At 36.3% G+C, this 23391-nt stretch carries 26 protein-coding genes; 17 read left to right on the top strand and 9 right to left on the bottom strand.

What is annotated here, in order from left to right; translation table 11 throughout:
* Positions 1 to 29 precede the first annotated feature (29 nt).
* The 5 genes from HX109_RS15325 (at position 30) to HX109_RS15305 (ending at position 1787) form a co-directional block, all read left to right on the top strand.
* Positions 30 to 230 (top strand): hypothetical protein, encoded by a 201-nt coding sequence (locus HX109_RS15325; protein WP_178953605.1) that lies wholly within the window; start codon positions 30 to 32, stop codon positions 228 to 230.
* A gap of 83 nt (positions 231 to 313) precedes the next feature.
* Positions 314 to 583: a hypothetical protein gene (locus tag HX109_RS15320; protein WP_178953603.1), complete on the top strand. Its 270-nt coding sequence runs from the start codon at positions 314 to 316 to the stop codon at positions 581 to 583.
* 206 nt (positions 584 to 789) lie between these two features.
* The gene (locus HX109_RS15315; RefSeq protein ID WP_178953601.1) at positions 790 to 1050 is read left to right on the top strand and encodes a GIY-YIG nuclease family protein; all 261 of its coding nucleotides are present in this window, start codon (positions 790 to 792) and stop codon (positions 1048 to 1050) included.
* A gap of 107 nt (positions 1051 to 1157) precedes the next feature.
* On the top strand, positions 1158 to 1418 hold the full coding sequence (locus tag HX109_RS15310; protein WP_178953599.1) for a GIY-YIG nuclease family protein: 261 nt from the start codon (positions 1158 to 1160) through the stop codon (positions 1416 to 1418).
* Between the two features lie 126 nt (positions 1419 to 1544).
* Positions 1545 to 1787, top strand: a complete 243-nt coding sequence (locus HX109_RS15305) for a GIY-YIG nuclease family protein (RefSeq protein WP_220399473.1) — start codon at positions 1545 to 1547, stop codon at positions 1785 to 1787.
* Between the two features lie 117 nt (positions 1788 to 1904).
* On the opposite strand, the gene HX109_RS15300 is transcribed toward HX109_RS15305, so the two are convergent.
* Both HX109_RS15300 and HX109_RS15295 read right to left on the bottom strand, forming a co-directional pair.
* Complete coding sequence (locus tag HX109_RS15300; protein ID WP_178953597.1) at positions 1905 to 2813, bottom strand: hypothetical protein; 909 nt, start codon at positions 2811 to 2813, stop codon at positions 1905 to 1907.
* Positions 2814 to 3147: 334 nt separating this feature from the next.
* Positions 3148 to 3867 (bottom strand): TIGR04283 family arsenosugar biosynthesis glycosyltransferase, encoded by a 720-nt coding sequence (locus HX109_RS15295; RefSeq protein WP_178953595.1) that lies wholly within the window; start codon positions 3865 to 3867, stop codon positions 3148 to 3150.
* 176 nt (positions 3868 to 4043) lie between these two features.
* Here HX109_RS15295 and HX109_RS15290 point away from each other — a divergent pair, with 176 nt between their 5' ends.
* Both HX109_RS15290 and HX109_RS15285 read left to right on the top strand, forming a co-directional pair.
* Entirely contained in the window at positions 4044 to 4826 is a 783-nt protein-coding gene (locus tag HX109_RS15290) for a DUF547 domain-containing protein (RefSeq protein ID WP_178953593.1), read from the top strand.
* Between the two features lie 39 nt (positions 4827 to 4865).
* Positions 4866 to 7106, top strand: a complete 2241-nt coding sequence (locus HX109_RS15285) for an efflux RND transporter permease subunit (protein WP_178953591.1) — start codon at positions 4866 to 4868, stop codon at positions 7104 to 7106.
* Between the two features lie 41 nt (positions 7107 to 7147).
* On the opposite strand, the gene HX109_RS15280 is transcribed toward HX109_RS15285, so the two are convergent.
* Positions 7148 to 7588: a hypothetical protein gene (locus HX109_RS15280; protein WP_178953589.1), complete on the bottom strand. Its 441-nt coding sequence runs from the start codon at positions 7586 to 7588 to the stop codon at positions 7148 to 7150.
* Positions 7589 to 7825: 237 nt separating this feature from the next.
* On the opposite strand from HX109_RS15280, the gene trxB reads away from it, so the two are divergent.
* The gene (gene trxB, locus HX109_RS15275) at positions 7826 to 8794 is read left to right on the top strand and encodes a thioredoxin-disulfide reductase (protein WP_178953587.1); all 969 of its coding nucleotides are present in this window, start codon (positions 7826 to 7828) and stop codon (positions 8792 to 8794) included.
* 77 nt (positions 8795 to 8871) lie between these two features.
* Here trxB and HX109_RS15270 read toward each other — a convergent pair whose 3' ends face one another.
* From HX109_RS15270 to HX109_RS15255, 4 genes are all read right to left on the bottom strand, one after another.
* On the bottom strand, positions 8872 to 9600 hold the full coding sequence (locus HX109_RS15270; protein ID WP_178953585.1) for a head GIN domain-containing protein: 729 nt from the start codon (positions 9598 to 9600) through the stop codon (positions 8872 to 8874).
* Positions 9601 to 9711: 111 nt separating this feature from the next.
* Positions 9712 to 10782, bottom strand: a complete 1071-nt coding sequence (locus HX109_RS15265) for a hypothetical protein (RefSeq protein WP_178953583.1) — start codon at positions 10780 to 10782, stop codon at positions 9712 to 9714.
* Entirely contained in the window at positions 10763 to 11329 is a 567-nt protein-coding gene (locus HX109_RS15260) for a hypothetical protein (protein WP_178953581.1), read from the bottom strand. The genes HX109_RS15265 and HX109_RS15260 overlap by 20 nt, the downstream gene beginning before the upstream one ends.
* Positions 11316 to 11882 (bottom strand): RNA polymerase sigma factor, encoded by a 567-nt coding sequence (locus HX109_RS15255; RefSeq protein ID WP_178953579.1) that lies wholly within the window; start codon positions 11880 to 11882, stop codon positions 11316 to 11318. Before HX109_RS15255 ends, HX109_RS15260 begins: the two co-directional genes overlap by 14 nt.
* A 211-nt stretch (positions 11883 to 12093) precedes the next feature.
* On the opposite strand from HX109_RS15255, the gene HX109_RS15250 reads away from it, so the two are divergent.
* The 3 genes from HX109_RS15250 to HX109_RS15240 all read left to right on the top strand — a co-directional run bounded on the left by HX109_RS15250 (position 12094) and on the right by HX109_RS15240 (position 18163).
* On the top strand, positions 12094 to 12402 hold the full coding sequence (locus tag HX109_RS15250) for a DUF6660 family protein (protein WP_178953578.1): 309 nt from the start codon (positions 12094 to 12096) through the stop codon (positions 12400 to 12402).
* Positions 12403 to 12528: 126 nt separating this feature from the next.
* Positions 12529 to 16938, top strand: coding sequence for a CusA/CzcA family heavy metal efflux RND transporter (locus tag HX109_RS15245; RefSeq protein WP_178953576.1), 4410 nt, complete (start codon positions 12529 to 12531; stop codon positions 16936 to 16938).
* 4 nt (positions 16939 to 16942) lie between these two features.
* Positions 16943 to 18163 (top strand): efflux RND transporter periplasmic adaptor subunit, encoded by a 1221-nt coding sequence (locus HX109_RS15240; protein ID WP_178953574.1) that lies wholly within the window; start codon positions 16943 to 16945, stop codon positions 18161 to 18163.
* A gap of 42 nt (positions 18164 to 18205) precedes the next feature.
* Here the strand turns inward: HX109_RS15240 and HX109_RS15235 are convergent, their stop codons facing one another.
* The gene (locus HX109_RS15235; protein WP_178953572.1) at positions 18206 to 19069 is read right to left on the bottom strand and encodes an SdiA-regulated domain-containing protein; all 864 of its coding nucleotides are present in this window, start codon (positions 19067 to 19069) and stop codon (positions 18206 to 18208) included.
* Positions 19070 to 19250: 181 nt separating this feature from the next.
* Here HX109_RS15235 and HX109_RS15230 point away from each other — a divergent pair, with 181 nt between their 5' ends.
* The 5 genes from HX109_RS15230 to HX109_RS15210 all read left to right on the top strand — a co-directional run bounded on the left by HX109_RS15230 (position 19251) and on the right by HX109_RS15210 (position 21641).
* The gene (locus tag HX109_RS15230; protein WP_178953570.1) at positions 19251 to 19502 is read left to right on the top strand and encodes a SemiSWEET family sugar transporter; all 252 of its coding nucleotides are present in this window, start codon (positions 19251 to 19253) and stop codon (positions 19500 to 19502) included.
* 6 nt (positions 19503 to 19508) lie between these two features.
* Positions 19509 to 20009, top strand: a complete 501-nt coding sequence (locus tag HX109_RS15225) for a YqcI/YcgG family protein (protein ID WP_178953568.1) — start codon at positions 19509 to 19511, stop codon at positions 20007 to 20009.
* Positions 20010 to 20044: 35 nt separating this feature from the next.
* Entirely contained in the window at positions 20045 to 20638 is a 594-nt protein-coding gene (locus HX109_RS15220; RefSeq protein ID WP_178953566.1) for a DUF1989 domain-containing protein, read from the top strand.
* Positions 20635 to 21168: a hypothetical protein gene (locus HX109_RS15215; RefSeq protein WP_178953564.1), complete on the top strand. Its 534-nt coding sequence runs from the start codon at positions 20635 to 20637 to the stop codon at positions 21166 to 21168. The genes HX109_RS15220 and HX109_RS15215 overlap by 4 nt, the downstream gene beginning before the upstream one ends.
* 146 nt (positions 21169 to 21314) lie before the next feature.
* On the top strand, positions 21315 to 21641 hold the full coding sequence (locus HX109_RS15210) for a hypothetical protein (RefSeq protein ID WP_178953562.1): 327 nt from the start codon (positions 21315 to 21317) through the stop codon (positions 21639 to 21641).
* 113 nt (positions 21642 to 21754) lie between these two features.
* Here the strand turns inward: HX109_RS15210 and HX109_RS15205 are convergent, their stop codons facing one another.
* On the bottom strand, positions 21755 to 22606 hold the full coding sequence (locus tag HX109_RS15205) for an SDR family oxidoreductase (protein WP_178953560.1): 852 nt from the start codon (positions 22604 to 22606) through the stop codon (positions 21755 to 21757).
* A gap of 206 nt (positions 22607 to 22812) precedes the next feature.
* On the opposite strand from HX109_RS15205, the gene HX109_RS15200 reads away from it, so the two are divergent.
* On the top strand, positions 22813 to 23298 hold the full coding sequence (locus tag HX109_RS15200) for a ferritin-like domain-containing protein (RefSeq protein ID WP_178953558.1): 486 nt from the start codon (positions 22813 to 22815) through the stop codon (positions 23296 to 23298).
* The last annotated feature ends 93 nt before the right edge of the window (positions 23299 to 23391 follow it).

Raw genomic sequence — 23391 nt, 5'->3', positions numbered from 1 at the left:
AAGTTATTAATCATTTAAAACAAAACACAATGAAGAATTCAAACGAAACAATCAAAGTAACTCCAAATTATTCAAAAAGAACGTTTACTATCAGAAAATACATTGATGGGAAATTATTCGCGAAGTATAGAACGATTGAAATGAGCCAAGAGGAATTTGATAGCGAAGAGATGAATACTGATGATGATTGGAAGCAGTTTTTAAAATCAGACGACTACTATCAAGTATAATTAAAAAAGCCCCGATTAAGGGGCTTTAATTGTTCAAATAAGTTGCGAAAGCAATTCACAACGAAAACACAAAGATATAAATTATGGACGAAAGAACCGAAATAGCTACCGACAAAATAGCTGAATACCTAAAGTCAATAATGAAAGAAAAAGGCATTACAGCACAAGATATAATAGACAAAGGTATAGGAAAACAACAAGTCTATGCGGTTCTGCGTATGGGCAACCCAAAGCGGCCAAACTACCAAATCAGCTCGTTTATTAAAGTTCTATTTGTTATAGGTGTTCACCTCGAATTTCATGATCTTGGTAAAAAATCCAACCAAGATTTAATGGGATACTATAAAAATTGAGTTGTTAAGTAATGCTTAATAGCTAGAAAAGTAAAACCGTAGGTTTACGAAAAGTTTACGATAGAATTTAAAAAGCCTATTGAGTTCTTTATTTACTTGGTTTTTAATATGATTGTGGTTCTAGAGGTCGCCGGTTCGAAACCGGTCTTCCACCCAAAAGCAAAAGGCTTCTCGTAAGAGAGGTCTTTTTTTGTATCTTCTATTTTATGTATTACGTATACATTTTATATTCAGAAAAGCTCGACGGGTATTACAAGGGCTATACTCAAAACATTGAAAAAAGATTGCTTCGTCATAATTCTGGAGTTGAAAATTACACCTCAAAAGGTGTTCTGTGGGTTCTTAAATTGACCATTGAGAAATCCAGTAAAACGGAAGCCATCATTTTAGAACGTAAACTGAAGAATCTTAACAGAGTAAGATTGGAGGGTTTTATCGAGAAATATAGTTCGAATCAAGACGATTGATCTTTAGATCCATGTCTTGATGCCGACCAATCGCGTCGGCAACCGGTCTTCCACCCAAAAGCAAAAGGCTTCTCGCAAGAGAGGCCTTTTTTTGTATCTTCTATTTTATGTATTACGTCTACATTTTATATTCAGAAAAGCTCGACAAGTATTACAAGGGCTATACTCAAAACATTGAAAAAAGATTGCTTCGTCATAATTCTGGAGTTGAAAATTACACCTCAAAAGGTGTTCCGTGGGTTCTTAAATTGGCTATTAAAAAATCCAGTAAAACGGAAGCCATCATTTTAGAACGTAAACTGAAAAACCTTAACAGAGTAAGATTGGAGGGTTTTATCGAGAAATATAGTTCGAATCAAGACGATTGATCTTTAGATCTATGTCTTGATGCCGACCAATCGCGTCGGCAACCGGTCTTCCACCCAAAAAGCAAAAGGCTTCTCGTAAGAGAGGCCTTTTTTTGTATCTTCTATTTTCTGTATTAAGTCTATATTTTGTATTCAGAAAAGCTCGAAAGGTATTACAAGGGCTATACTCAAAACATTGAAAAAAGATTGCTTCGTCATAATTCTGGAGTTGAAAATTACACCTCAAAAGGTGTTCCGTGGGTTCTTAAATTGGCTATTAAAAAATCCAGTAAAACGGAAGCCATCATTTTAGAACGTAAACTGAAAAACCTTAACAGAGTAAGATTGGAGGGTTTTATCGAGAAATATAGTTCGAATCAAGACGATTGATCTTTAGATCCATTTCTTGATGCCGATCAATCGCGTCGGCAACCGGTCTTTCACCCAAAAGCAAAAGGCTTCTCGCAAGAGAGGCCTTTTTTTGTATTTTTCAAATAATAAGTACATTTAAAAACTCTTAGCAGTTCCATTTTCAATTAAATGTTCCAACAAATACTGTAAGGGATCTTTCCAGTTATCATCATTTCCATTGGATGCGCCGAGATTATGCGGCGATTTTGCACTAAATTCTATTCCGTGATCATTGTTGTTCTTACGTTCAACATCGTATAACTGGATAAAAATTTCAGTTTCTTTGGTGTGTCCGTTAGTGGGTGCTTTTGTTTCTTCTGTAGTACCGTAAAAGCTATCTACGGAAGATTGTTTTTTAGCAGCTGCTGTAGAAGCATTTTCATTTAATTCCGCAAATAAAATATATTGTGTTCCAACGGCTTTTTGTAAATCTTCAAAGCTCGTTTCCTTTATTTGATAGTGCTTAATACCTGAAGCAATCAAAGCGTCTATAGTACGGGGCAACGGTAACACTTTTATACCGAGCTGCGATTGTTTATTGCTGATATATTCTGTAGCATACGAAGTCGATTTAGTAGAAAGGTCTTTCGAGTATTCTCCACCTTTTTCATAATAAAAAGGGATTATAGCAACGGTATTTTCTAGGTAATCTTTTTTAATGGGTTGTTTTGGTTTTACCGAATTGGCTGGCTTTGCAGTTTCTCCAACCGCCTCTTCTGGAGATAGTCCTATTTGTTCCCGTGGATATCCAGACTTGGAAGTAGAACTTTCCTGAGCGCTGAAACTTTGTGTTCTGCCACTGGCAAAAACCACCTTCTCCAGTTCACCAGTACCCATTTCATACAATGCGGTTTCACCAGGATAACTGTAGGTTATCTTGGCATCGGATACTTTGGTTACTTTTACTTGTAAAAGCTCTCCACCTTTGGTAACGAGCACATCATTTTTTTGGCCGAATGCCAGTAAGCCAAAAACCATAAAAATGGTAAGAATTAAATTTTTCATGACAGCAATTTTTTAGAGTTAAGAATATAATGTAATCTCAATTTTTTTTGGTAGGAAATATCTAAGAACATGTTTTTGGTTAGTCTAACATGTTTACTTAAAAATAAGAAAAAAATATATTATTAACTAGCTGTAAGTGTTTGATTTATAAATTTTTAACATTTACATTAGAATTGCTTCAATTTGAAAATGTAAAAGATGAATTGAATAACCGTGAGTTTAAATTATTAGGATGAAAATGGAGTAGGGAAAGTTAATTGGAAGATAGAAATGAATCAAGACATTCCACATTTTGATTACCAAAATAAAGGGTTTAACTAAAAGTAGAGAGAAACTATTTGTAATTTTTGTTGGGTAATTTAATAAAAGTATTGTGGGTGGCTTTTAAGCTTTCTGGGCTATACCCCATTTTAAACATAATAAATAGAATAAAGTTGACGAGATTTACTTTAAGGAAAGAATTTTCTTCATATTTCCTTGCCGAAACGGTTAGCGGATTGTTCACAATTTTAAAATCGATACGCTGTTTTTTAATTTTTTCAAAAAACTTAAAATCCTCCATAATCGTTTGCTGTTCATCAAACCTATCCAAATCGTAAAAAGTGTCCTTGCTTATAAACAAACATTGATCTCCGGCACCCGTAAAAAGTCCGTTTTTAGAAGTAAAAAACTCATTGATACGAAGTAGCGGACTGCTTTTGTCGAATTTATAAGAGAAAAGTCCGACATAATAGCCTTGCCTCATCGTTTCAAAAATATCTATAATAAAATTAGCGGGGGGAACTATATCTGCGTGCAAGAAAGCAAAAATGTTTCCCCTGGCAATAGTTGCACCCATGTTCATCTGTACAGCTCTTCCTTTTTGCTTACATCTAATAATTTGGATGGGAGCTTGAACTTTCAATTTTTCAGATCCATCGCTGGTATCAGCAGAAAGTACTACAATAACTTCGACAGGTTTTTCCGGCAGCTTCTTAATTTGATTGGAAAGGGTGGATAACCCCTTAATAAGATTTTCTCTTTCGTTGTGTGCGGGTATAATTATACTTAGCATACGTTTTAAAAACTTGAATGGGTGTATAATATAATACGAAAAAACAAGGTTAAGGGTTCAAAAAGGATAAATTTTAATGCCAAGGCAATCATTGTCAATTCGATTTGTAAACATATATAAAACTTGCGCTATATTTTTTTCGTATATTCTACAACATATTTAAATACTGCTCTTAAATGAAATTTATTGCCATTTTTTTATTCATAGCCGTTTCTTGCTATGCTCCTTCCGAAGAAAAAAAGAATAACGGAGCTTTTTCAGCATCTGAATTCAATGAATTGTCTGAAAACTTTTTACTAGCTGTTAAAGAAGGAAAAAATACAGAAGAATACCAAGAAAAATTGGCCAATACAACCTTGGAAGAATTAAGTGCCGATTTACAATCGAACGATGAGAAAATCGCATTTTGGCTGAATATTTACAACGCCTACATACAAGTTATTTTACAGGAAAACCCAAAACTGTACGAAGATCGAAACAGTTTCTTTAAAAAAGAACAGATCGAGATAGCAGGGAAGCAATTATCCTTTGGGGATATTGAACATGGAATGATTAGAAAGTCGCAATGGGATTTAGGAATGGGGTATATTCGTACGTGGTTTCCCAATAAATTTGAGCGTACATTAAGAACCGATAAAAGGGATTACAGAATTCATTTCGCGCTAAATTGCGGAGCAAAAGATTGTCCCCCCGTTGCCATTTACAATCCGAAGGAATTGGACAAACAATTAGAGACCATAACCAAGCGTTACCTTGAAAATACTTCAGAGTACAACGATAAAACTAAGGAAGTTGCGGTAACTTCTTTGTTCAATTGGTTTAGGGGAGATTTTGGAGGCAAAAGTGGTACCAAAGAAATACTTGAGAAACACGGAATTATCCCACAGACCAAAGGAATCGATTTAAACTATAAAGACTACGATTGGACCCTGAAGTTAGAAAATTACATTTCTTTATAATCTCTGTATTTCCCCACTTAATCTTCTTTTTTTATTAGAATGGAAAGACTTTTTCAGTATAAAAAAGCAATAGTTATTGTCTTTCTGCTTGTGGCGATACTGGCAACTTTTTCCATTTCGAAACTAAAGTTTTCGTTGGATGTAGATTCGTTTTTTCCAGAAGGCGATAAAGAATTGTCTGTTTACAAGGATTTTGTAAAAGAATTTGGTACCGACGACCGTTTTTTATTGATAGCCATCGAAAACAGACCAAACATTTTTGAAAAGGAATTTTTAGAAAAGTTTCAAGCGTTTTCAAAAGCAGCAAAGACCCTACCTTTTATAAATAAAAGCGAATCGCTAACCACCATGGGCTATCCGCTTAAAACTTCTTTGGGCTTTATTTCACTGCCCATTATTCACGTGGAAGATACTGCGGAATATAAAAATGATTGGAAGCGCATACAGGAAGAAAATTTATTCGTAGATGCTTTTATAGACAAGGATGCGGGTTCCCTAGTCGTAGTTTTGGAGACAGAAGCAAATTTAGACTATCAACAATCAGTTGCCTTACTCGGCGATTTGGAAGAAATGCTGCTAAAGCACGATTTAAAAACATTCCATATCTTAGGAAGGCCCGTTATTTATAGCGCCTTGGTAGACTTACAGAGATCGGAATTGATCTTTACAACCATCGCTTCTTCTATAATTGTATCCCTATTGCTTTTTTTTATTTATAGAAGGCTATCCATGGTTATCATAGCTTTTGGAACCATAACAATAGCTTTGTTGTTATTTCTGTGGATGATTGTTTTACTGGGAATAGAGTTAAATGCCCTTTCCGCATTTTACCCTATTCTTATTTTAATTGTTGGGGTGTCCGATTTTATTCATTTATCTGATAAATATGTTTTAGGATTGAAAAACGGACTTCCCAAGTACTTAGCAATGAAAAATGGTCTAAAAAATACGGGAATGGCTTTGTTATTAACGTCGTTGACCACAGCGCTAGGTTTTCTTTCATTATATACTTCAACACTTGTAGGTATTAGGGAATTTGGTCTCTTGGCAGCTTTAAGTGTTATAATTACTTTGGTAACTGTTCTTTTACTGGGTGGTTCTTCATTATTGATTTTACCTAAAAAATACCTCTTCAAAAGAAAAATAAAATCAATTCAGTTACAAACATTCTTAAAGTTTATAGAAAAGATAGGCAAGAAGAAAGGTAGGGCAGTAATTGTTGGTTGTATTGTGGTAATGGCTATCTGTCTTCTTGGAATTCTTCAAATTAATACCAATTATAAATTTGAAAGAAGTTTGCCGAAAGGAAGTAAAATTAGTGCCGATTTTAGTTTTTTTCAGAAAAATTATGCGGGATTGAGACCATTTGAAATAGAAGTGGAGGCCAAGGGAAACAATAAAATAACCGATTATAAAATTCTAACTGAAATAGAGAAACTGCAGCAACGCCTATCCAAGGAGAAGTCAATTAAAAACGTTCAATCGGTAACGGTACTTTATAAATTTTTAAATAGGGCGCACCACTTAAATAAATACGAATACTATAAACTTCCTCATTCCTCTGAAGATTTTAGGGAAATTTCCAACGATTTAAAATATGTGGGAAGAAAACAATTTAATAGATATGTGAATAAAGATAGTTCTAAGGCCCGTATTTCTGCACGGGTATTTGATATAGGAACCGATAGTTTACTTATGGTGTATAACGATTTAAACGAATACATAAATAAAAACCTGGATAAGAGTTTAGCAGATTTTAAACTTACTGGCAAGGGATATTTAATGGATGCCAATGCCAATTCGGTGAGAAACAACATTTTTATAGGGTTGCTGGTGGCAATTTCTATGGTGAGCCTTCTTATGGCAATAATTTTTAGAAACCTAAAACTGTTGTTAATCACTGTCATTGTAAATGTACTGCCGTTGCTTATATGTGGAGCTGTCTTAGGATTTTTAGAAATACCTTTGGAAGCCTCCATATCCATTGTTTTTGCTTTGGTTTTTGGAATATCGGTAGACGACACCATTCATTTTTTGGGGAGTTATAAAATAGGTTTAAAGAATGGCTTAGATAAAGAGAAAGCGCTTGAACATACGTTTAAAGAAACGGGCCGTGCCTTAACAATTACAACCATTATTCTGTTTTCTGGTTTTGCAATAATGATATTTTCCAAAAGTGAACCCAATATGATTATTGGTCTTTTGGCGGCCTTAACGTTGCTGAGCGCTTTATTGTTCGATTTGCTTTTACTTCCTGTTTTAATTCGGAAATTTCTTTGAAAATAAAAAGGCATGGAATGCTTCCACCGAAGCGACATTTGTTATTCTACCCGCTTATAATTTTCAGAAAAAATAGCATTTCCTTCCCCGTCCACGGTAATTTGACTGAAATGGTTTTTATTTTTTTCCAATTTAAAGGAAAACACCCGCATGGTATCTACAATACGCATCATAGATGCAGAACCATATTCCAAGCGTTCTACTAGTTTGTCGGGAGTTGTCTGATACGAACCGTAACCAAACCATTCTACGGAGTCTTTGGGCACAAAACGTGTCCACATTACTTTTCCCTTTTGGTACATTTTAATTTGTCTGTAACCGTCGTTATTTTTTAAGGTATCTACAACCTTATTATCGTCGTAAGAATAGCGGTCTACCAGTTCCCATACACCTTCTAAGGAATTATTATGGTAATTTTTGGGACTCCCCGATAAAAGTATGAGTGCTGCAATAAAAACGAAAGGATAGAAAATTGTTCTCATAATGCATTGTTTTAACAGGTTATTAAAATAAGTAGTATTAATTTACGAATAATCAGGTAATTAAGGAAATAAATTATAAAATATTTATTTTGTTGAATTATTGATATTCACGCGTTAACAAACAGATGTTTCATAGTTATTGTTGATGGTTTGATAATAACTTTTCATGGTTTAACTGTAAGATTTTTGCTAAAAAACCTACTTTTGTGATGTAATAAAATTTAGAAAGGATCTATCATGTCTGAAAAAATTGAAAGAATAAAATGTTTAATTATAGGCTCTGGTCCTGCGGGATACACAGCTGCGATATATGCTGCTAGGGCAGATATGAAACCTATAATCTATACTGGTTTGGAGCCAGGAGGACAATTAACGACTACCACAGAAGTGGATAACTTTCCTGGATATCCAGAAGGAATTGATGGTCCCTCCATGATGATTCAACTGCAGCAACAGGCCGAACGTTTTGGAACTGAAGTTCGTATGGGGATGATTACCTCTATAGAATTTAGTAAAGAAGTGGGAGGCATTCATAAAGCGGTGGTAGACAATACTACCAATATAGAAGCAGAAACGGTTATTATTTCAACAGGAGCGACCGCTAAATATTTAGGGCTTCCAAGTGAACAACGCCTAAGGGGAGGTGGAGTATCTGCCTGTGCCGTTTGCGATGGTTTCTTTTTTAAAGGACAGGATGTTGCCATTGTAGGTGGTGGAGATACCGCTGCGGAAGAAAGTACTTATTTGGCCAATATTTGTAACAAGGTTACTTTACTAGTAAGAAAAGGGGAGATGCGTGCCTCTAAAGCGATGCAACACCGTGTTAACAATACGGCAAACCTAGAAGTTAAGTATTATACGGAAGTTGAAGAAGTTTTGGGAGATCAAGTGGTTGAAGGTTTGAGAATGGTTAACAACCAAACTGGAGAAAAGGAAGAAATAAAAATTACCGGACTCTTTATCGCTATTGGGCACAAACCAAATACCGATATTTTTAAAGGACAGTTGGATATGGACCAAACCGGATATATTATAACCAAGGGGAAATCTACCAAGACCAATATTCCTGGAGTTTTTGCCAGTGGCGATGTTCAAGATAAAGAATACCGCCAAGCAATAACGGCTGCTGGAACCGGCTGTATGGCTGCTTTAGACGCAGAACGTTATTTGGCTGCTGTAGAAAGCAAAGAAGAAGTAGAAGCATAGCCTCTACATTCATTATAAAAAAGAACCCCAAAAATCCTATGGATCTTTGGGGTTTTATTTTGAAAATGGGTTGTTTTTTATCCTTTGGAAACGTCTCCAGAGCCCGAAACCTTACTATCTTCTTTAGTAGGGTTTCCATAATAATCAATATCCCCGGAACCAGAAACCCTAGCTTTTAGTTCTCCATCGCAATGCACCTCAATATCTCCAGATCCAGAAATGCTCGCCTCTACATTGACGGCCTTGAGTCCCTTGGCATCGATATCCCCAGAGCCTGATAAACTGCATTCAAAATCGGTAGTTTTACCGCTTAGCTCAATGTCTCCCGACCCCGCTAGACGACTTTTTACAGTTTTGGATTCTACAGAAACATTTAAATCTCCTGAACCCGCTAAATCCGCTTTAAAGTTTTCGGTTTTAATAGTGCTCTTCGTTACTACGTCACCAGAACCGGCCAAAGAAACCGCATTAAGACTCTCAAAGGGTACCACAATTAAAATTTCCTTGTTGAAACTGGGCTTTAACTCAAAACCTTGTTCTGTTTTAATTATCAATTCCCCATTTTTAACTTCAGTAACGATATGTGGAAGTAGGTTTTCTTCCGCAGTAACGGTAAGTTTTCCTTCGGTTCCGCTAACCAAATCTACATCAAAAGATCCCGAAACACTTACTTCATCGTAGTTACCAACGTTTCTTTCAATGGTTTGTTCGTTCCCATTTCCTTTAACTTTTTTTCCGCCCCACCATTGTGCGTTTGCGGTAGAAAAACTTGCGATAGCAAGACCAATTAAAATTAATTTTTTCATTTTTCTGATATTTTTTGAGTTGATTTAAAATAATATTAGGTATTTATTTTTGATTATCTGCTAAAAAGGTACTTTTCTAGAAACCCATTGGTTAAAATTCCCGTAGATTAATTAGCGCTTATCAAAACTCACGCCGCCGTAGTCTGAGGTAATACTCAGTTTGTTTTTCCCTTTACTACCGTGGTAGCCTTCGTAATAATTCTCGGTTGATTTTTCCCTTTTAATGCTGTAATTAAAATCGGTGTCTCCACTTATCCCGGCATATTCCAAATTAATTTGGAAATCGAAATGGTAATTGCTGTTGAACCCAATCTTTATCCCGGTATAATCGCTTTTAATTTGAAGGTTTCCTGCATCGGCAGCCATTTCTTCAATTTTTATGGAACCGTAATCAGAACTTAAATCCACATTTCCATGTACAGTTCCAAATCTGGTAGAGAGGTAATCCCCTGTTCCACGGATGTTATTGGCTCTATTAACTTTCATGCTTCCGTAATCGCAGGAATATTCCACATTCTTTGCCTGGTTAATTTCAGAATTGGTGTAATCGGCGCTTATAATGATATCTCCAGCCTTATCAATTTCATAAGAAGAATAGTCGGCACTTATTTTTCCACTTTTCATGTAATCGATGGTGGATTTAGAGGTGTAATCAAATTTTAAAACATTGTTGTCTGCGTTTAAACTTCCAATTTCTATTTTCCCGTAATCGCAGCTTATATTGGCTACTCCGTTAATTTCATTGAGGTATATTCCGCCATAATCGTTATCGAGATCCAACGTGTTTCCAACAGGAACTTTAACGGTATAGTTAATCTCCATACTTACGTTGTTGTTTCCCCAGCTCCAACCGCTTTTTTCAAAAATTGTCCTGGCATACACCATGCTTGATGAGGCTTGGAATTCTACATTAATTTCGTCCAGCTTTTTCTGTGCCTTTTCTTCACTGTTGCTGTTGGTTTTAATATGAACTTCTATAACAGTTCTATTCTCATTCCAAGAAGTAATGTAGAGGTTTCCGTAGTTATTGTTAAGCTTTAGAAGCGATGTCGGACTCACACTAAATTCTTTTTTAATTTTTTTCTCCTTTGTGTACTTGCCATTCCACCCTGGGCCGGCAGCCATACTTAGTAAGGGAACACAAAAAAATAAGAATGCTATTTTAAATAATTTGGTTTTCATTGTTTGAGGTATTTAATTTTTTAAATTCTTCCATTTGATCCAATACGTCCTGCAATAGATTTATACGTGTTTGGAAATTAATAATCATGGCATGCAGGATTTGTTTGCTGTTTCCATCGTTGGCGAGATCCTTTTCTAACTTCTCGTAATCGAGTTTTAGTTTTTTCATTTGTAACATGGCGTCTGCAACAATCTGTTTGGTTTCTGGAGTAGATTCTGCTTGAATCTTTTCCATTTCCTCGTTGATTAAAGACGCAAAGTAAAACTGCGTTTTTTGTACTTCGGTAGGTTCTTCTGCGGTGGTATTGGAAACCGTAGAAGAAGTACCGAAAAATTTAATGCCCACAATAAGCAAAATTGCTAGGGAGGCGGCTACGGAAAGTATTTTCCATGTATTGCCAAACTTCTTTTCTGGTAAAGATTTGGTTTCTTTTTGGGCGTTGAGCTTTTCCAGAAACCGATGCTCGTGGTTGGGGCTTGGTTCTTCTACGTCCCATTGATCCCGTAACCCTTTAAAAAGATCATCTATGTTATCATTCTTCTTCATAAGCGATAGCTTCTAATTTTTTTCTTAAACTGTCTTTTGCCCTTGAAATTGTAGTTCTACAATTTGCATAGCTTACTTGCATAATTTCTCCTATTTCCTCATAATCGTACCCTTCAATTAAATAGAGGGTCAAAGCAATTCTGTAATTGTCCTTCAACATATTCATGGTCTGCAACACTTTTTGAGCCTTAATGTTGGTCAACTCACAATCAGGTTCAACTTCATCCTTGTCTTCAACCCTGTAAATAACATCATCGAGTGCAACATTATTCAGTTTTTGCTGCTTTCTGTAATGATGAATACTTTTGTTAATTACAATACGTTTCAACCAAGCGCCAAAAGTTACTTCTGCCTTAAAAGTGTCGAGTTTCGTAAACGCGTTTAAAAACGACTCCTGCATCACATCCTCGGCTTCGAAAGAATCTTTTACAATACGGAAAGCTGTATTGTACATGGCTTTATAGTAGCGGTTGTATATCGCTAGTTGGGCCGATTTTTTTCCTTCTTTACACAACACCAATAGTTGATCTGTATTTAATTCTAGTTGGCTCAAAAAGTAATTCGTTTATTATAAAGATACAGCTAGTTTTAGAATGTTACAGTTGTAGGTGAAAAAAGCGAAATTTTGAATAAAATTTTATTTCTGAAAATCAGTTTGCCATTCTATGGTGAATATATGTTTCTGATTATTAATTGTTTATTTTGAATAACTATCAATGGCTGAAATGTTATTATAACATTAAAATCTTCATTATATTTACCTTATGAAATTTATAGCAACCATCTTGGTCTTCTATTTTATGGCTTTAAACATACTGCCATGCAACGATACTGTAGATGCTACTGAAGATTCCCTAACGGTTTCTATAGTCGATTCTAATAGTGACCATGGCGACGATTGCGATTTGTGTTCACCCTTTTGCCAATGCCATTGCTGCCACGTGCATACCATAAATTTTAAACTTATAGCTTTCGAGCCTTTACAACCTCTAATTCCCTACAATAACTTTGCACATTTCGACAGTGTAGGTAAAGAGATCCCACTTTCCATATTGCAACCTCCGCGCGTTTAATTCAGTTTTTACAGGATAACTACGTCTTTTTTTTAATGTTTCTAAAAAAATAGAAGCATTGTCATTTACAATGTTATCCTATGCATTTCACAAACAAATTTTTATAACTGAATTAATACATAATCCATGATTAATAAAATCATTGATTTTTCAATCAATAACAAATTTATCGTTGGCTTGCTCACGTTGGCTCTTATAGTGGCCGGTGTATATAGCATGACGCAAGTTCCCATTGATGCCGTTCCAGATATAACAAACAATCAAGTTCAGGTTATTACCCAATCCCCAAATTTAGGAACCGAAGAAATTGAGCAGTTTGTTACCTATCCCGTAGAAATTGCGATGAGCAACCTTCCAAATGTAAAGGAAATTCGTTCTGTTTCCCGTTTTGGACTTTCGGTGGTGACAATAGTTTTCGATGATGAAGTGGGAACCTATTTACCAAGACAGCTGGTTGCTGAAAAATTACCTGAAATCGAGTCACAAATCCCTGAGGGTTTTGGAGAGCCTTTTATGGGACCTATTTCAACGGGTCTGGGTGAAATTTATCAATACACACTAGAGGTTGATGAGGACTACAAGGATAAATATTCAGCTACCGAACTACGAACCATGCAAGATTGGATTGTTCGTAGGCAAATGGCTATGGTTCCCGGCGTTGTGGAAGTAAACGCTTTTGGCGGGCAGAAAAAGCAATACGAAGTAGCTGTCGATCCCAATGAGCTTAGGGCCATAAATATTACTATTTCCGATATTTTCTCTGCACTCCAAAAAAACAATCAAAATACAGGGGGAGCTTATATCGAGCGTAACCATCAGGCCAATTTTATTCGGGGTGAAGGTTTGGCAAGATCGATAGCGGATATTGAAAGCATGGTAATTAAAACCGTGGATGGAATTCCAATCAAAATAAAGGATGTGGCCAACGTAAAGCTTGGAAGCGCAGTTCGCTACGGCGCACTAACTAAAGACGGCAAGGGCGAAACTGTAGGGGGGATGATTTTAATGCTGAAAGGAGCGAATTCCAATGAAGTAATTGAGCAGGTAAGGGATCGCATGCAGCAAATCCAGAAATCCTTACCTCCAGGGGTTACAATTAAACCATTCTTAGATCGTAGTGAGTTGATTGCGGAAACTACAGGTACGGTAACCGGAAACCTTTTGGAAGGAGGTCTCATTGTAATATTTGTACTGGTTTTGCTTTTAGGAAATTGGAGGGGTGGTCTAATTGTAGCATCAACCATTCCACTTTCCTTATTGTTCGCATTTATTTTGATGAACGCTTTTGATGTTTGGGCAAACTTAATGAGCTTGGGGGCTATAGATTTTGGAATAATTGTAGACGGAGCCGTAATTATTGTGGAAAGTACAGTTTTTTTGATGTATTCCTATGTACAAAAAAACAATAAAGTAACTGCCACAAAACGCGACGAAATAGCTTCTAAGGCGTCCAAGAAAATGATGAATGCTGCATTCTTCGGACAGCTAATCATACTCATTGTTTTCTTGCCGATTCTAGCTTTGGAAGGCGTGGAGGGCAAGATGTTTCGGCCAATGGCTTTGACATTTATTTTTGCAATGATAGGAGCTATGATTCTCTGCTTGACCTATGTCCCAATGGTTTCTGCTTTGTTTTTGCGCGTTCCTAACAGAAATAAAAAATCTTATGGGGATCGTTTTGTTAATTGGTTGGAACGTACCTACGAGCCTTTGTTGGCTAAATCCCTTTTAAAAGGAAAAACGATAATAGGTTTAGCATTGGCACTGTTTACAATGGCAATCTTTGTATTTTTTAGAATGGGAGGGGAGTTCATTCCGCAACTCGACGAGGGTGACATTGCTTTTCATGCTATTTTAAAACCTGGCAGTTCTTTATCCGAAACGATTGAAACCACCACTAAAATAGAACGTATTATAAAGGCAGAATTTCCAGAGGCAACATCAGTGATTAGTCGTATTGGAGTAGCAGATGTACCTACAGATCCTATGCCAATGGATATTGCCGATGTGTTCATTATTTTAAAACCGATAGACGAATGGACGTCTGCCAAGAGTAAAACAGCACTTATTTCAAAAATAAAAGAAGCGATAAGCGTAGTTCCTGGGGTTAATTATGAATTTACCCAACCTATTGAAATGCGTTTTAACGAATTGCTTACAGGCGTACGCGAAGATGTAGCTATAAAATTGTTTGGTGAAGATTTGGAGGTTTTGGCAAGCAAAGCCGAAGAAATGGGAGCAATAATTGCCACCATACCTGGAATTGGGGATATGAAAGTGGAAGCCACCGAAGGACTTCCGCAGATAACAATAAACTACCACAGAAACAAATTGGCACAATATGGCTTGGAAATCAATCAACTTAACAATACCGTAGAGGCTGCATTTGCAGGAAGAAAAGCAGGAGTTATTTTTGAAGGGGAGAAGCGGTTCGATTTGGTGGTTAGGTTAAAACAAAACAGACGGGAGCGTATTGAAGACCTACAAAATCTCTTTGTAAATTTACCCAATGGCTCGCAAATCCCTTTACGTGAAATTGCTGAGGTAAGTTATGAGTTGGGGCCCATGCAGATAAGTAGGGATAATACCAACCGCAGAACGTATGTGGGGATTAATATTCGGGATCGCGATGTAAAATCGGTCGTTCAGGATATTCAGCAAAAGTTGGACAAAGAATTCGAACTACCACCAGGATATTTTATTCGCTATGGCGGTGCTTTTGAAAATTTGGAGCGCGCTAGCAATAGACTGCAAACGGTGGTTCCCATTGCGCTACTCCTTATTTTTATCTTAATTTATTTTGCCCTTAAATCTTTTACACAGACGATTATGATTTATCTAGCAATTCCAATGGCAACCATAGGCGGTGTTTTTGCCCTTTGGCTTAGGGATATGCCGTTTAGCATATCTGCAGGGGTTGGTTTTATAGTGCTTTTTGGTGTTGCGGTGTTAAATGGATTGGTTATGATAAGTGGATTGAATGAGCTGAAAGAAGAAGGGGTTACCAATCTAAAAGCACGTATTATTCAGGGGACAAAACGAAGGATCCGCCCCATAATGCTTACCGCATTTACAGATATTTTAGGCTTTCTACCTATGGCCATATCGGTATCGGCAGGGGCAGAAGTACAAAGACCGCTTGCAACCGTAGTTATTGGCGGGTTGATAACTTCTACACTGTTGACGCTTTTTATTCTCCCTATTTTTTATCAATGGATAGAAAAGCGATCAGAAAATAAATCAAAGCGAATCCCAAAACTTGCAACTATGGTTATGGTAATTGGCTTCTCGTGTATATTTACGAACGTTCATGGTCAAACTAAGCCAATTTCTAAACAGGATAATTTAAAGTTATCGGTGGAAGCTTCAGAGCGGCGAGAAGATTCTTTGACAGTAATTTCATTGAAACATGCCGTTGAGCTTTCCAAGAAAAATTATCCTTTGCTAAGGGCAAAACGGTTGGAAATTCAAAAGCAAGAATCGCTTCGCGGCATGGCTTACGATTTTGGCAAAACACAGATATTTACTGGTGGGGAGGAAATTATGGGCGATCAAGGTATTTATACAGTAATAGGTTTGGGGCAACAGAATATTAATTTATTCGGGATAGGTTCAAAGCAGCAATTGCAAAAGCAACGGATGGCGTTGGCGGAAACCGCTCTTAATTTATCAGAACTTCAAGTGGAGCAGGAAGTCAAAAAGGCTTGGGCCATCGTATATTGGCAAAAGCAAAAAATGGTATTGTACCAAGAACTCGATTCCATCTACGAACAATTTAAAAGAGCGATACAGCTTAATTACGAGGTAGAAGCAATTTCTAGGTTGGAATATTCTTCAGCAATAAATCAGGCTTTGCAGATAAATAATCAACTGCAGCAAGTGGAAAGCGACTATACCATTGCTTTGCAAAAGCTGAACCTTTGGTTGTTACCATCCCTGGAAACTGAAGAGAACCGCTCTTACTTAACGGTTCCAGAACGTCTAGATCTAAATGAAATTGATGTAGTTAATGTAAAGCTTAATGTGAATAAGCATCCAGAAATGGAGTTTTCACAGGGAAAGTTGGCTGAAGCGGAAGCCGAATACAAAGCCAATAAATCAGATCTACTCCCGAAATTCAACGTACAGGGCGGATTGCAAAAGTTAAATGGGAATGACGGATTTTACACTTACCAGGCAGGAATATCCGTCCCTCTGCTGTCTGGAACGGAGCGGAGCCAATCTAAGGCAGCTAAAATACAGAGTGAAATAGCAGAAGCAAACTCATATTATGTCGAACAAAAGTTGACAATGGAATATCAGCAAGCTTTAGAAACCTATAAAAAATGGAAAGTTTCTTGGGATTTTTATAAGAATAAAGCGTTGCCGCTAGCCAAAGAACAGCGAATGGGTGCTTTGGTGGCTTACAAGGAAGGTGCTGTGGATTATGCGGCCTTCACACAAATTATACGGGATGCTATTCAAACGGAATTAGACGCATTGGAGGCGCTTGATAATTACCTTAAATCAGTTTTTAAACTACAATATTATAATTAGTTACATGAAAAATTTAAATAGATACTTGGTGTTTGCTCTATGCATATTCTTATTTGGCTTAACTGCTTGTGAGAATTCTGAAAGTAAAGTGACAGAAAAAAACGAAGACAAATCGGATTCAGAAAAAAAACACCCTGACCAAGGCATTGAAATAGTAATGCTAACCGCTAAACAATTTGAAGCCCTGCAGATGAATGTGGATAGTTTGAGTAAAAGGAATATGAGTGGTTATGTGGAAGCCAACGGTCACCTGGAAGTTCCCCCTCAAAACGAGGCTAGAATTACCACGGTAGTCGGTGCAAATGTAGTTTCCATAGAGGTTATTGAAGGAGATAAAGTAGAGAAAGGACAAACAGTAGCATATTTATCGCATCCCAATATTATTCAAAAACAAACCGATTATCTCAATGCCTATAGCGACAGTCAGTTTCTGAAAAAAGAATTTGAGCGGCAAAAAAAGCTTTATGATGCTGGCGTTGGCAGTGGTGCCAATTTTCAAAAAGCAGAGGCTGAATATCAAAGTTCCCAAAGCAGGTTAAATGGTCTAGATGCGCAGTTAAAACAATTAAATGTAAACACAACTCAGATTAAAAAGGGCAGTATTAGTCAACGTGTTGCATTACAAAGTCCTATTGAAGGATATGTGCAAAAAGTAAAAGTTAAGACGGGGCAGTACGTAGAGCCTCATATAGAATTAATGGAAATTGTAGATACTCACCATATCCATGCCGATTTGATGGTTTTTGAAAAGGATGTGCATAAAGTTAAAAAGGGGCAAAAAGTGGCGTTTAGTGTTCAATCGAACCGTGGAGATGAACTTATAGCAGAAATTTATTCGGTAGGTAAAACTTTTGAAGAAAATCCTAAAGCCATTCATGTACATGCAGAGATTAAAAACAAAGAAGGTCACGATGCTGAAAACGAAAGCAGTCTTATACCTGGAATGTACATTCAAGGACGCATCCAAACGGATAGTTCTTCGACAGTTGCAGTTCCAGAAAGTGCCATAGCTTCAGATGGCAATAAATCTTTTGTTTTTTCAGTAAAACGGGAAGATGAAAATTGGTTTTTCACACCTCAAGAGGTGGTATTGAAAGCCAAGGATGGAGGTTGGTGGGCTATTGATTTTCTAAAGGAACAATCACCCAAAATGGTATTTGCTATGAACAACGCCTATTATTTAATGGCAGAGCTTAAAAAGGGGGAGGCAGCGCATAGCCATTAAGTGCGGAGTCACTAAGGCTAAGATGTACTTATTTTATTGGATTTAATTATCCAAATTTACTTGTAGGATATTGGCCTTGTTTTTACCCGCTTCGTTGGAAATAAATAAAGTGCCGTCCGGACTGAAGGTAATACCCTCGGGTTGCTCAAACTGATTTCTGTCGAGCTCTCTAATTTTCTGTAGATTTCCGCTGGCATCTAGAATGAGCAACTTAGGGTTTTTTCCATCTAAGATGTAATAATCGCCGGTTTTAGGGTGGATGGCAATGTCACTTGGACTAAATCTTTTCAATAGTTTTTGGCTCTTGGTGGTTTTTAAATCTTTATTCTCAAATGGAATTTTAATTTCTGGAGTTTTATCTGCTTTCTTACTGTCCAGTGGAATTTGGTAAATAGCCATAAACTCAGCCGAACTTTTCACGTTTTTCGGCATGGTGAGGAGGTAGTTATTTTTGTGGTCGAAAACTAGGGATTCCATATTGTCTTTTGCGGAAAAGCCAATATTCGTGTCATTTATTTTTTTATTGCTTCTGAAGTCTTTTATTTCAAACAATTGTCCGTCGCTCCTCAGGACATATGCATCGTTTTTGTTTATAGTAATCCCTTCATAATCTCCAGATTTGGCAAATTCAATTTCTTCGGAAATCCTGTTTTCATTAAGGTCGTAAATAAATAGAATGCCCGCTTCGTCCTGTACGCAGATAACTTTTCCCGGTTCCAACCAATCCATTCCGCTTATTTCATTTAATTCATGAGGCAGTTCCCATTTCTTTTCAATTTCTACTGGGTTCGCTACAGAATTAATGCCATCGGCTAGATCATCTTGAAAGGAAAACCCCCAGATAGCCAAAGCAATAACAATTAGGGAGCCTAAAACAATTATTAAAGTGTCTTTTGTGTGGTTCATTATGTGCAAAAATAGTTAAGTGCAAAGTTATTATTGAAAGAACAATAATAGTAATATGAAATTATAGATTCCAATATACAATCCGATATTTATTCGTTCGTGTCCTTAATTAATTCTTTTGTGATAGTTTCTAAGGAAAGGTTCAATTAATTTTATTTTTTTTAATTTTTATTATTAGTAAATGGTAGGTGTAATAGGATGGTTAGCGGGAATTTTTGTTACTATAGCTGTTATACCACAAATTTTGAAAGCGATAAAAACAGGTAATGTAAATGATATTTCACCCTTTTTTTTCATACAACTGGTCATAGGTGTGCTTCTCTGGGTAATATATGGTATTATGAAGTCCGATTGGCCAATTATTATTACAAATGGAGTGTCCTTAACCTTAAATAGCTATATGCTCATCATATATTTTACCAATAAAAAATAATTTACCATGAATGCACTTCCATCCTTTCCCGGCAAAGACCAAAAAGCAATTAGTGCTGAAGCTATTCACGCTCTTAACTTTAAGAATAGTGTGGCCATTATTAATAGAAAAGAGGAATTGAAAATGAATAACTCACTTCATTCCTATAATTCCATTAGTTTTAAAGAAATGTCCCATTTGTATCTCCGTCTTGAAGATCTCGCTAGAAATTATGAGGAAACATTGAAAAATGAGGAGTCGGTGATTGCTATTTTTCCAAAAGAGCTTGTAAAAAATGATGTTGAAATGGAAGATTTTATATGGGAAGTACTTTATAAATTGAGTGAGATGGATAAGTATGAATTGAACGATCAGGCAGTGGCGTTGGTAAACAAAGATCAGTACAAGTTTGGCTTGTGCGGGGAATTGTTTTTTGTAACCGGGATGTATCCACTCTGTCTAGACCAGAACAGGCAGGTGCCTCACGTTTCCATTGTATTTAATTTACGGGATCAATTCATCAATTAATAAAATTAAAAATTTGAAAAAAACCAATTTATAATATGGTTCAAACTATCCCTAAACTTAGCGGTGATTCCTTTTTGCTGAAGAAAGGAGAATTATTGAAAGTAATCGATCCCGAGGGCAAGCAGGTATCCGATATGATGGTTATAAATTCTGCAGACGCCAAGGAAAAACTGTCCTCTGGTAAAACATTGGATTACGAAAAATCCTTGCTGATTACAAAAGGGAATTTTTTATGGAGCAATCGTAGTAATAAAATGCTTGAAATTATTGAGGATACCAATGGAAGAAATGATTTTCTATTGGCTCCTTGCGACCGTAAGACATTTAAACATTTCTATGGAATGGAAGAGTACCATCCCAGCTGTATGGAAAATCTTAGTAAATCTCTGGAACCCTATGGAGTTTCCAAGGATGAAATTCCAACGGCATTCAATATTTTTATGAATGTGGTTTTTGATGAATCTGGTTCATTAAAAGTAATAACTCCAACCACTAAACCTGGGGATCACGTAATTTTTAGGGCTGAAATGGATCTTATTATAGCCCTTACGGCATGTTCGGCAAAAGACAGTAACGGTGGGACTTTTAAGCCCATTCAATATGAACTAATCTCTGAAGTAAACGCATGAAATTTTTAGTTAATAATAAAAAAGCCATATATGGTGGTATAATTACTTTTGCTCTAACTGGAGTCGGAGTTTTTCTACTTGGAAATGTTTCCGGATATGAGGCAAAACACCTTATTAAATCGTCGCTCCAAGGGGTAATTATGCTGTGCAACACTATAGTGCTAGCTTCTGCTACTATTTTGGCACTCATATTAACATTGCTGGGGATAAGTTCGGGTGTGGAGTCTAAATTAAAGGATCAACATTATAAACAGGTGATACAAATAGCAAAGTTCGATACTGTTTTATTCATTTCTGCCTTAATATTATTTGAATTCTTTAACCTCCCAATAACGGAAACCGATAATGTACCTCCAAACTGGTACCGCTATATTTATTGGACATCCCTTTTTTTCTCTTCATTGTTAAGTGGTTATATGGTATCGGTGGTATTGATGCTTTATACCACGGTAACGGATATTATTTCCATAGTCGGACTTGGTAGGGATCATCATCTAGTTAACGATGAAATGGAAGAGGAGGAGGATTAGCTAAACATTTAGGGTTCAGAATTGTCTTGAGTAGATGTTAACAAATTTTATGAATGTAAATTTCAATAGCGTTAAGATTGACACGAATTAAGGTCTTAACACCTTTACAATGTTAGTAATTTTATATAAAATGAAAAATTACTACGATGGAATCTAATTTGAGGTACAATCTACTTAAAGCTTCTGAGGATATCAGAGAGGTTTTGGATTATTATGAATTAAATATCCTCTCAGATGTAGAAGTGTTTAAAAGTTTAAATGCCATTTACGACAGCTTGATTTTGGCCATTAAGCTAATGGATCAAAACAATGAATTTTTAACTAAGCATTTTGCGTTTAGCATGGATCAGTTGGACAGATTTAATATGAAATTCTCAAAGAGTCAGGATTTAACTATTCGCCGTCTAACAGAAATTAACAAGAAGCTCACCCAAGATATATCCAAGGAAATGGATAAAGTATTAAGCAGCTAACTAAATCGCTATGAAAAAGAGAAATGGGTTATAGTTTGTTTATAGGGGTGGAAAAGGTTTTGAAGTATTCTTCAAAACCTTTTTTAATACTGTAATTTTGATATTTAAAACTTTTACCCACCAATAATAGAGCCTCCATTTACATGTATGGTTTGCCCTGTTACATAACTACTATCTTCAGAGGCTAGGAATACATAGGCAGGCCCCAATTCAGCAGGTTGGCCTGCTCTCCCAATTGGCGTATCTTGCCCAAATTCTTTATAATCCTTTAATGTGGCTGGAATAAGTGCAGTCCATATGGGGCCTGGTGCTACGGCATTCACACGGATTCCCTTATCTGCCAAAGATCCTGCCAAAGCTCTGGTAAAGGATAAGATAGCCCCTTTTGAACTGGAATAGTCTATGAGGGTGGGATTTCCTCGGTAAGCCGTAATGGAAGTGGTGTTAATAATACAGTCTCCTTCCTTTAAATGGGGCATAGCGGCTTTGGTTATGTAAAATAAAGGGTACACGTTTGTTTCGTAGGTTTCATATAAGTTTTCATATTTTATATCTTCTAAACCTTCTTCTTGGAACTGAACCGCAGCATTGTTCACCACAACATTTAATTGTCCAAATGTATCCACTGTTTTTTCTACCGCTTCTTTACAAAACTCTTTATCCTTTAGATCCCCTTTGAGCAATAAACATTTTACGCCTTCCGCCTCAATTTCTTTTTGAGTGTCCTTTGCGTCCTTCGACTCATCAAAATATATAATTGCTACATTGGCTCCTTCTTTTGCAAAGTGAATTGCGCAACTTTTACCGATTCCGCTATCCCCTCCAGTGATCAAGGCAGACTTATTTTTTAACTTTCCACTACCTCTATAATTATCCCTCACTATTATAGGTTTAATTGACATTTCGGATTCTTTTCCGGGTTGTTCCTTGAGAGGTTCTTGATTAAATTCTTTAGGATATTTCATAATTCTATTTTTTTTAGTTTTACTATTTAAAGTTAGAGTGTTATGATGAGTGAATCAACTGCTAGTTAGCTATTTGTAAATAATTTAACAGGCATTGTTAAAAGATTAACAGCACCAATCTTATAACAGCCATAATTACCTTAATTGCGCTCATGGAGAGACTTTTAATCACCTAATTTTATTTCAGAATTAAAAAAACATTTGATATGAAAACATTAGAAGACTTATTTGAACATCAATTAAAAGATTTATATAGTGCGGAATCACAACTTATTGAAGCCCTACCAAAAATGGTAAAAAATGCCAAAGATAAAAAGTTAAAAGAAGCTTTTGAAAGTCATTTGGAAGAAACCAAAAATCATAGGGACCGGTTGAAAGAAATTTGTGATGATCTTGATATTGACCCGAAAGGGGAAACTTGCAAGGCCATGAAAGGATTAATTAAGGAAGCCGAGGATTTTATAAAAGAAGATCCAGATCAAGACGTTCTAAACGCTGGATTGATTGCTGAGGCCCAAAGGGTAGAGCATTACGAGATTTCTGGTTATGGAACCGCTGTTCGCTATGCGAAAGAACTTGGACATAAGGATATTGCCAAAAAACTGCAAAAAACATTGGATGAAGAGTATGAGGCCGATGAAAAATTGGATAAAATAGCGGAACAACGTTTAAATAAAAAAGCGATCGACTAATATTTATTTAGGGGATTGTATATTGCTGAGAAATCGGGGTTTTAGTAATTAGAACCCCGATTTTAATCTGAGAGTATTTCAATTAAACGACTT

The sequence above is a fragment of the Galbibacter sp. BG1 genome (assembly GCF_013391805.1).
Classification (GTDB): Bacteria; Bacteroidota; Bacteroidia; order Flavobacteriales; family Flavobacteriaceae; genus Galbibacter.
The sequence above is the reverse complement of the archived record's forward strand: the minus strand, read 5'-3'. Positions and strand labels throughout refer to the sequence as shown.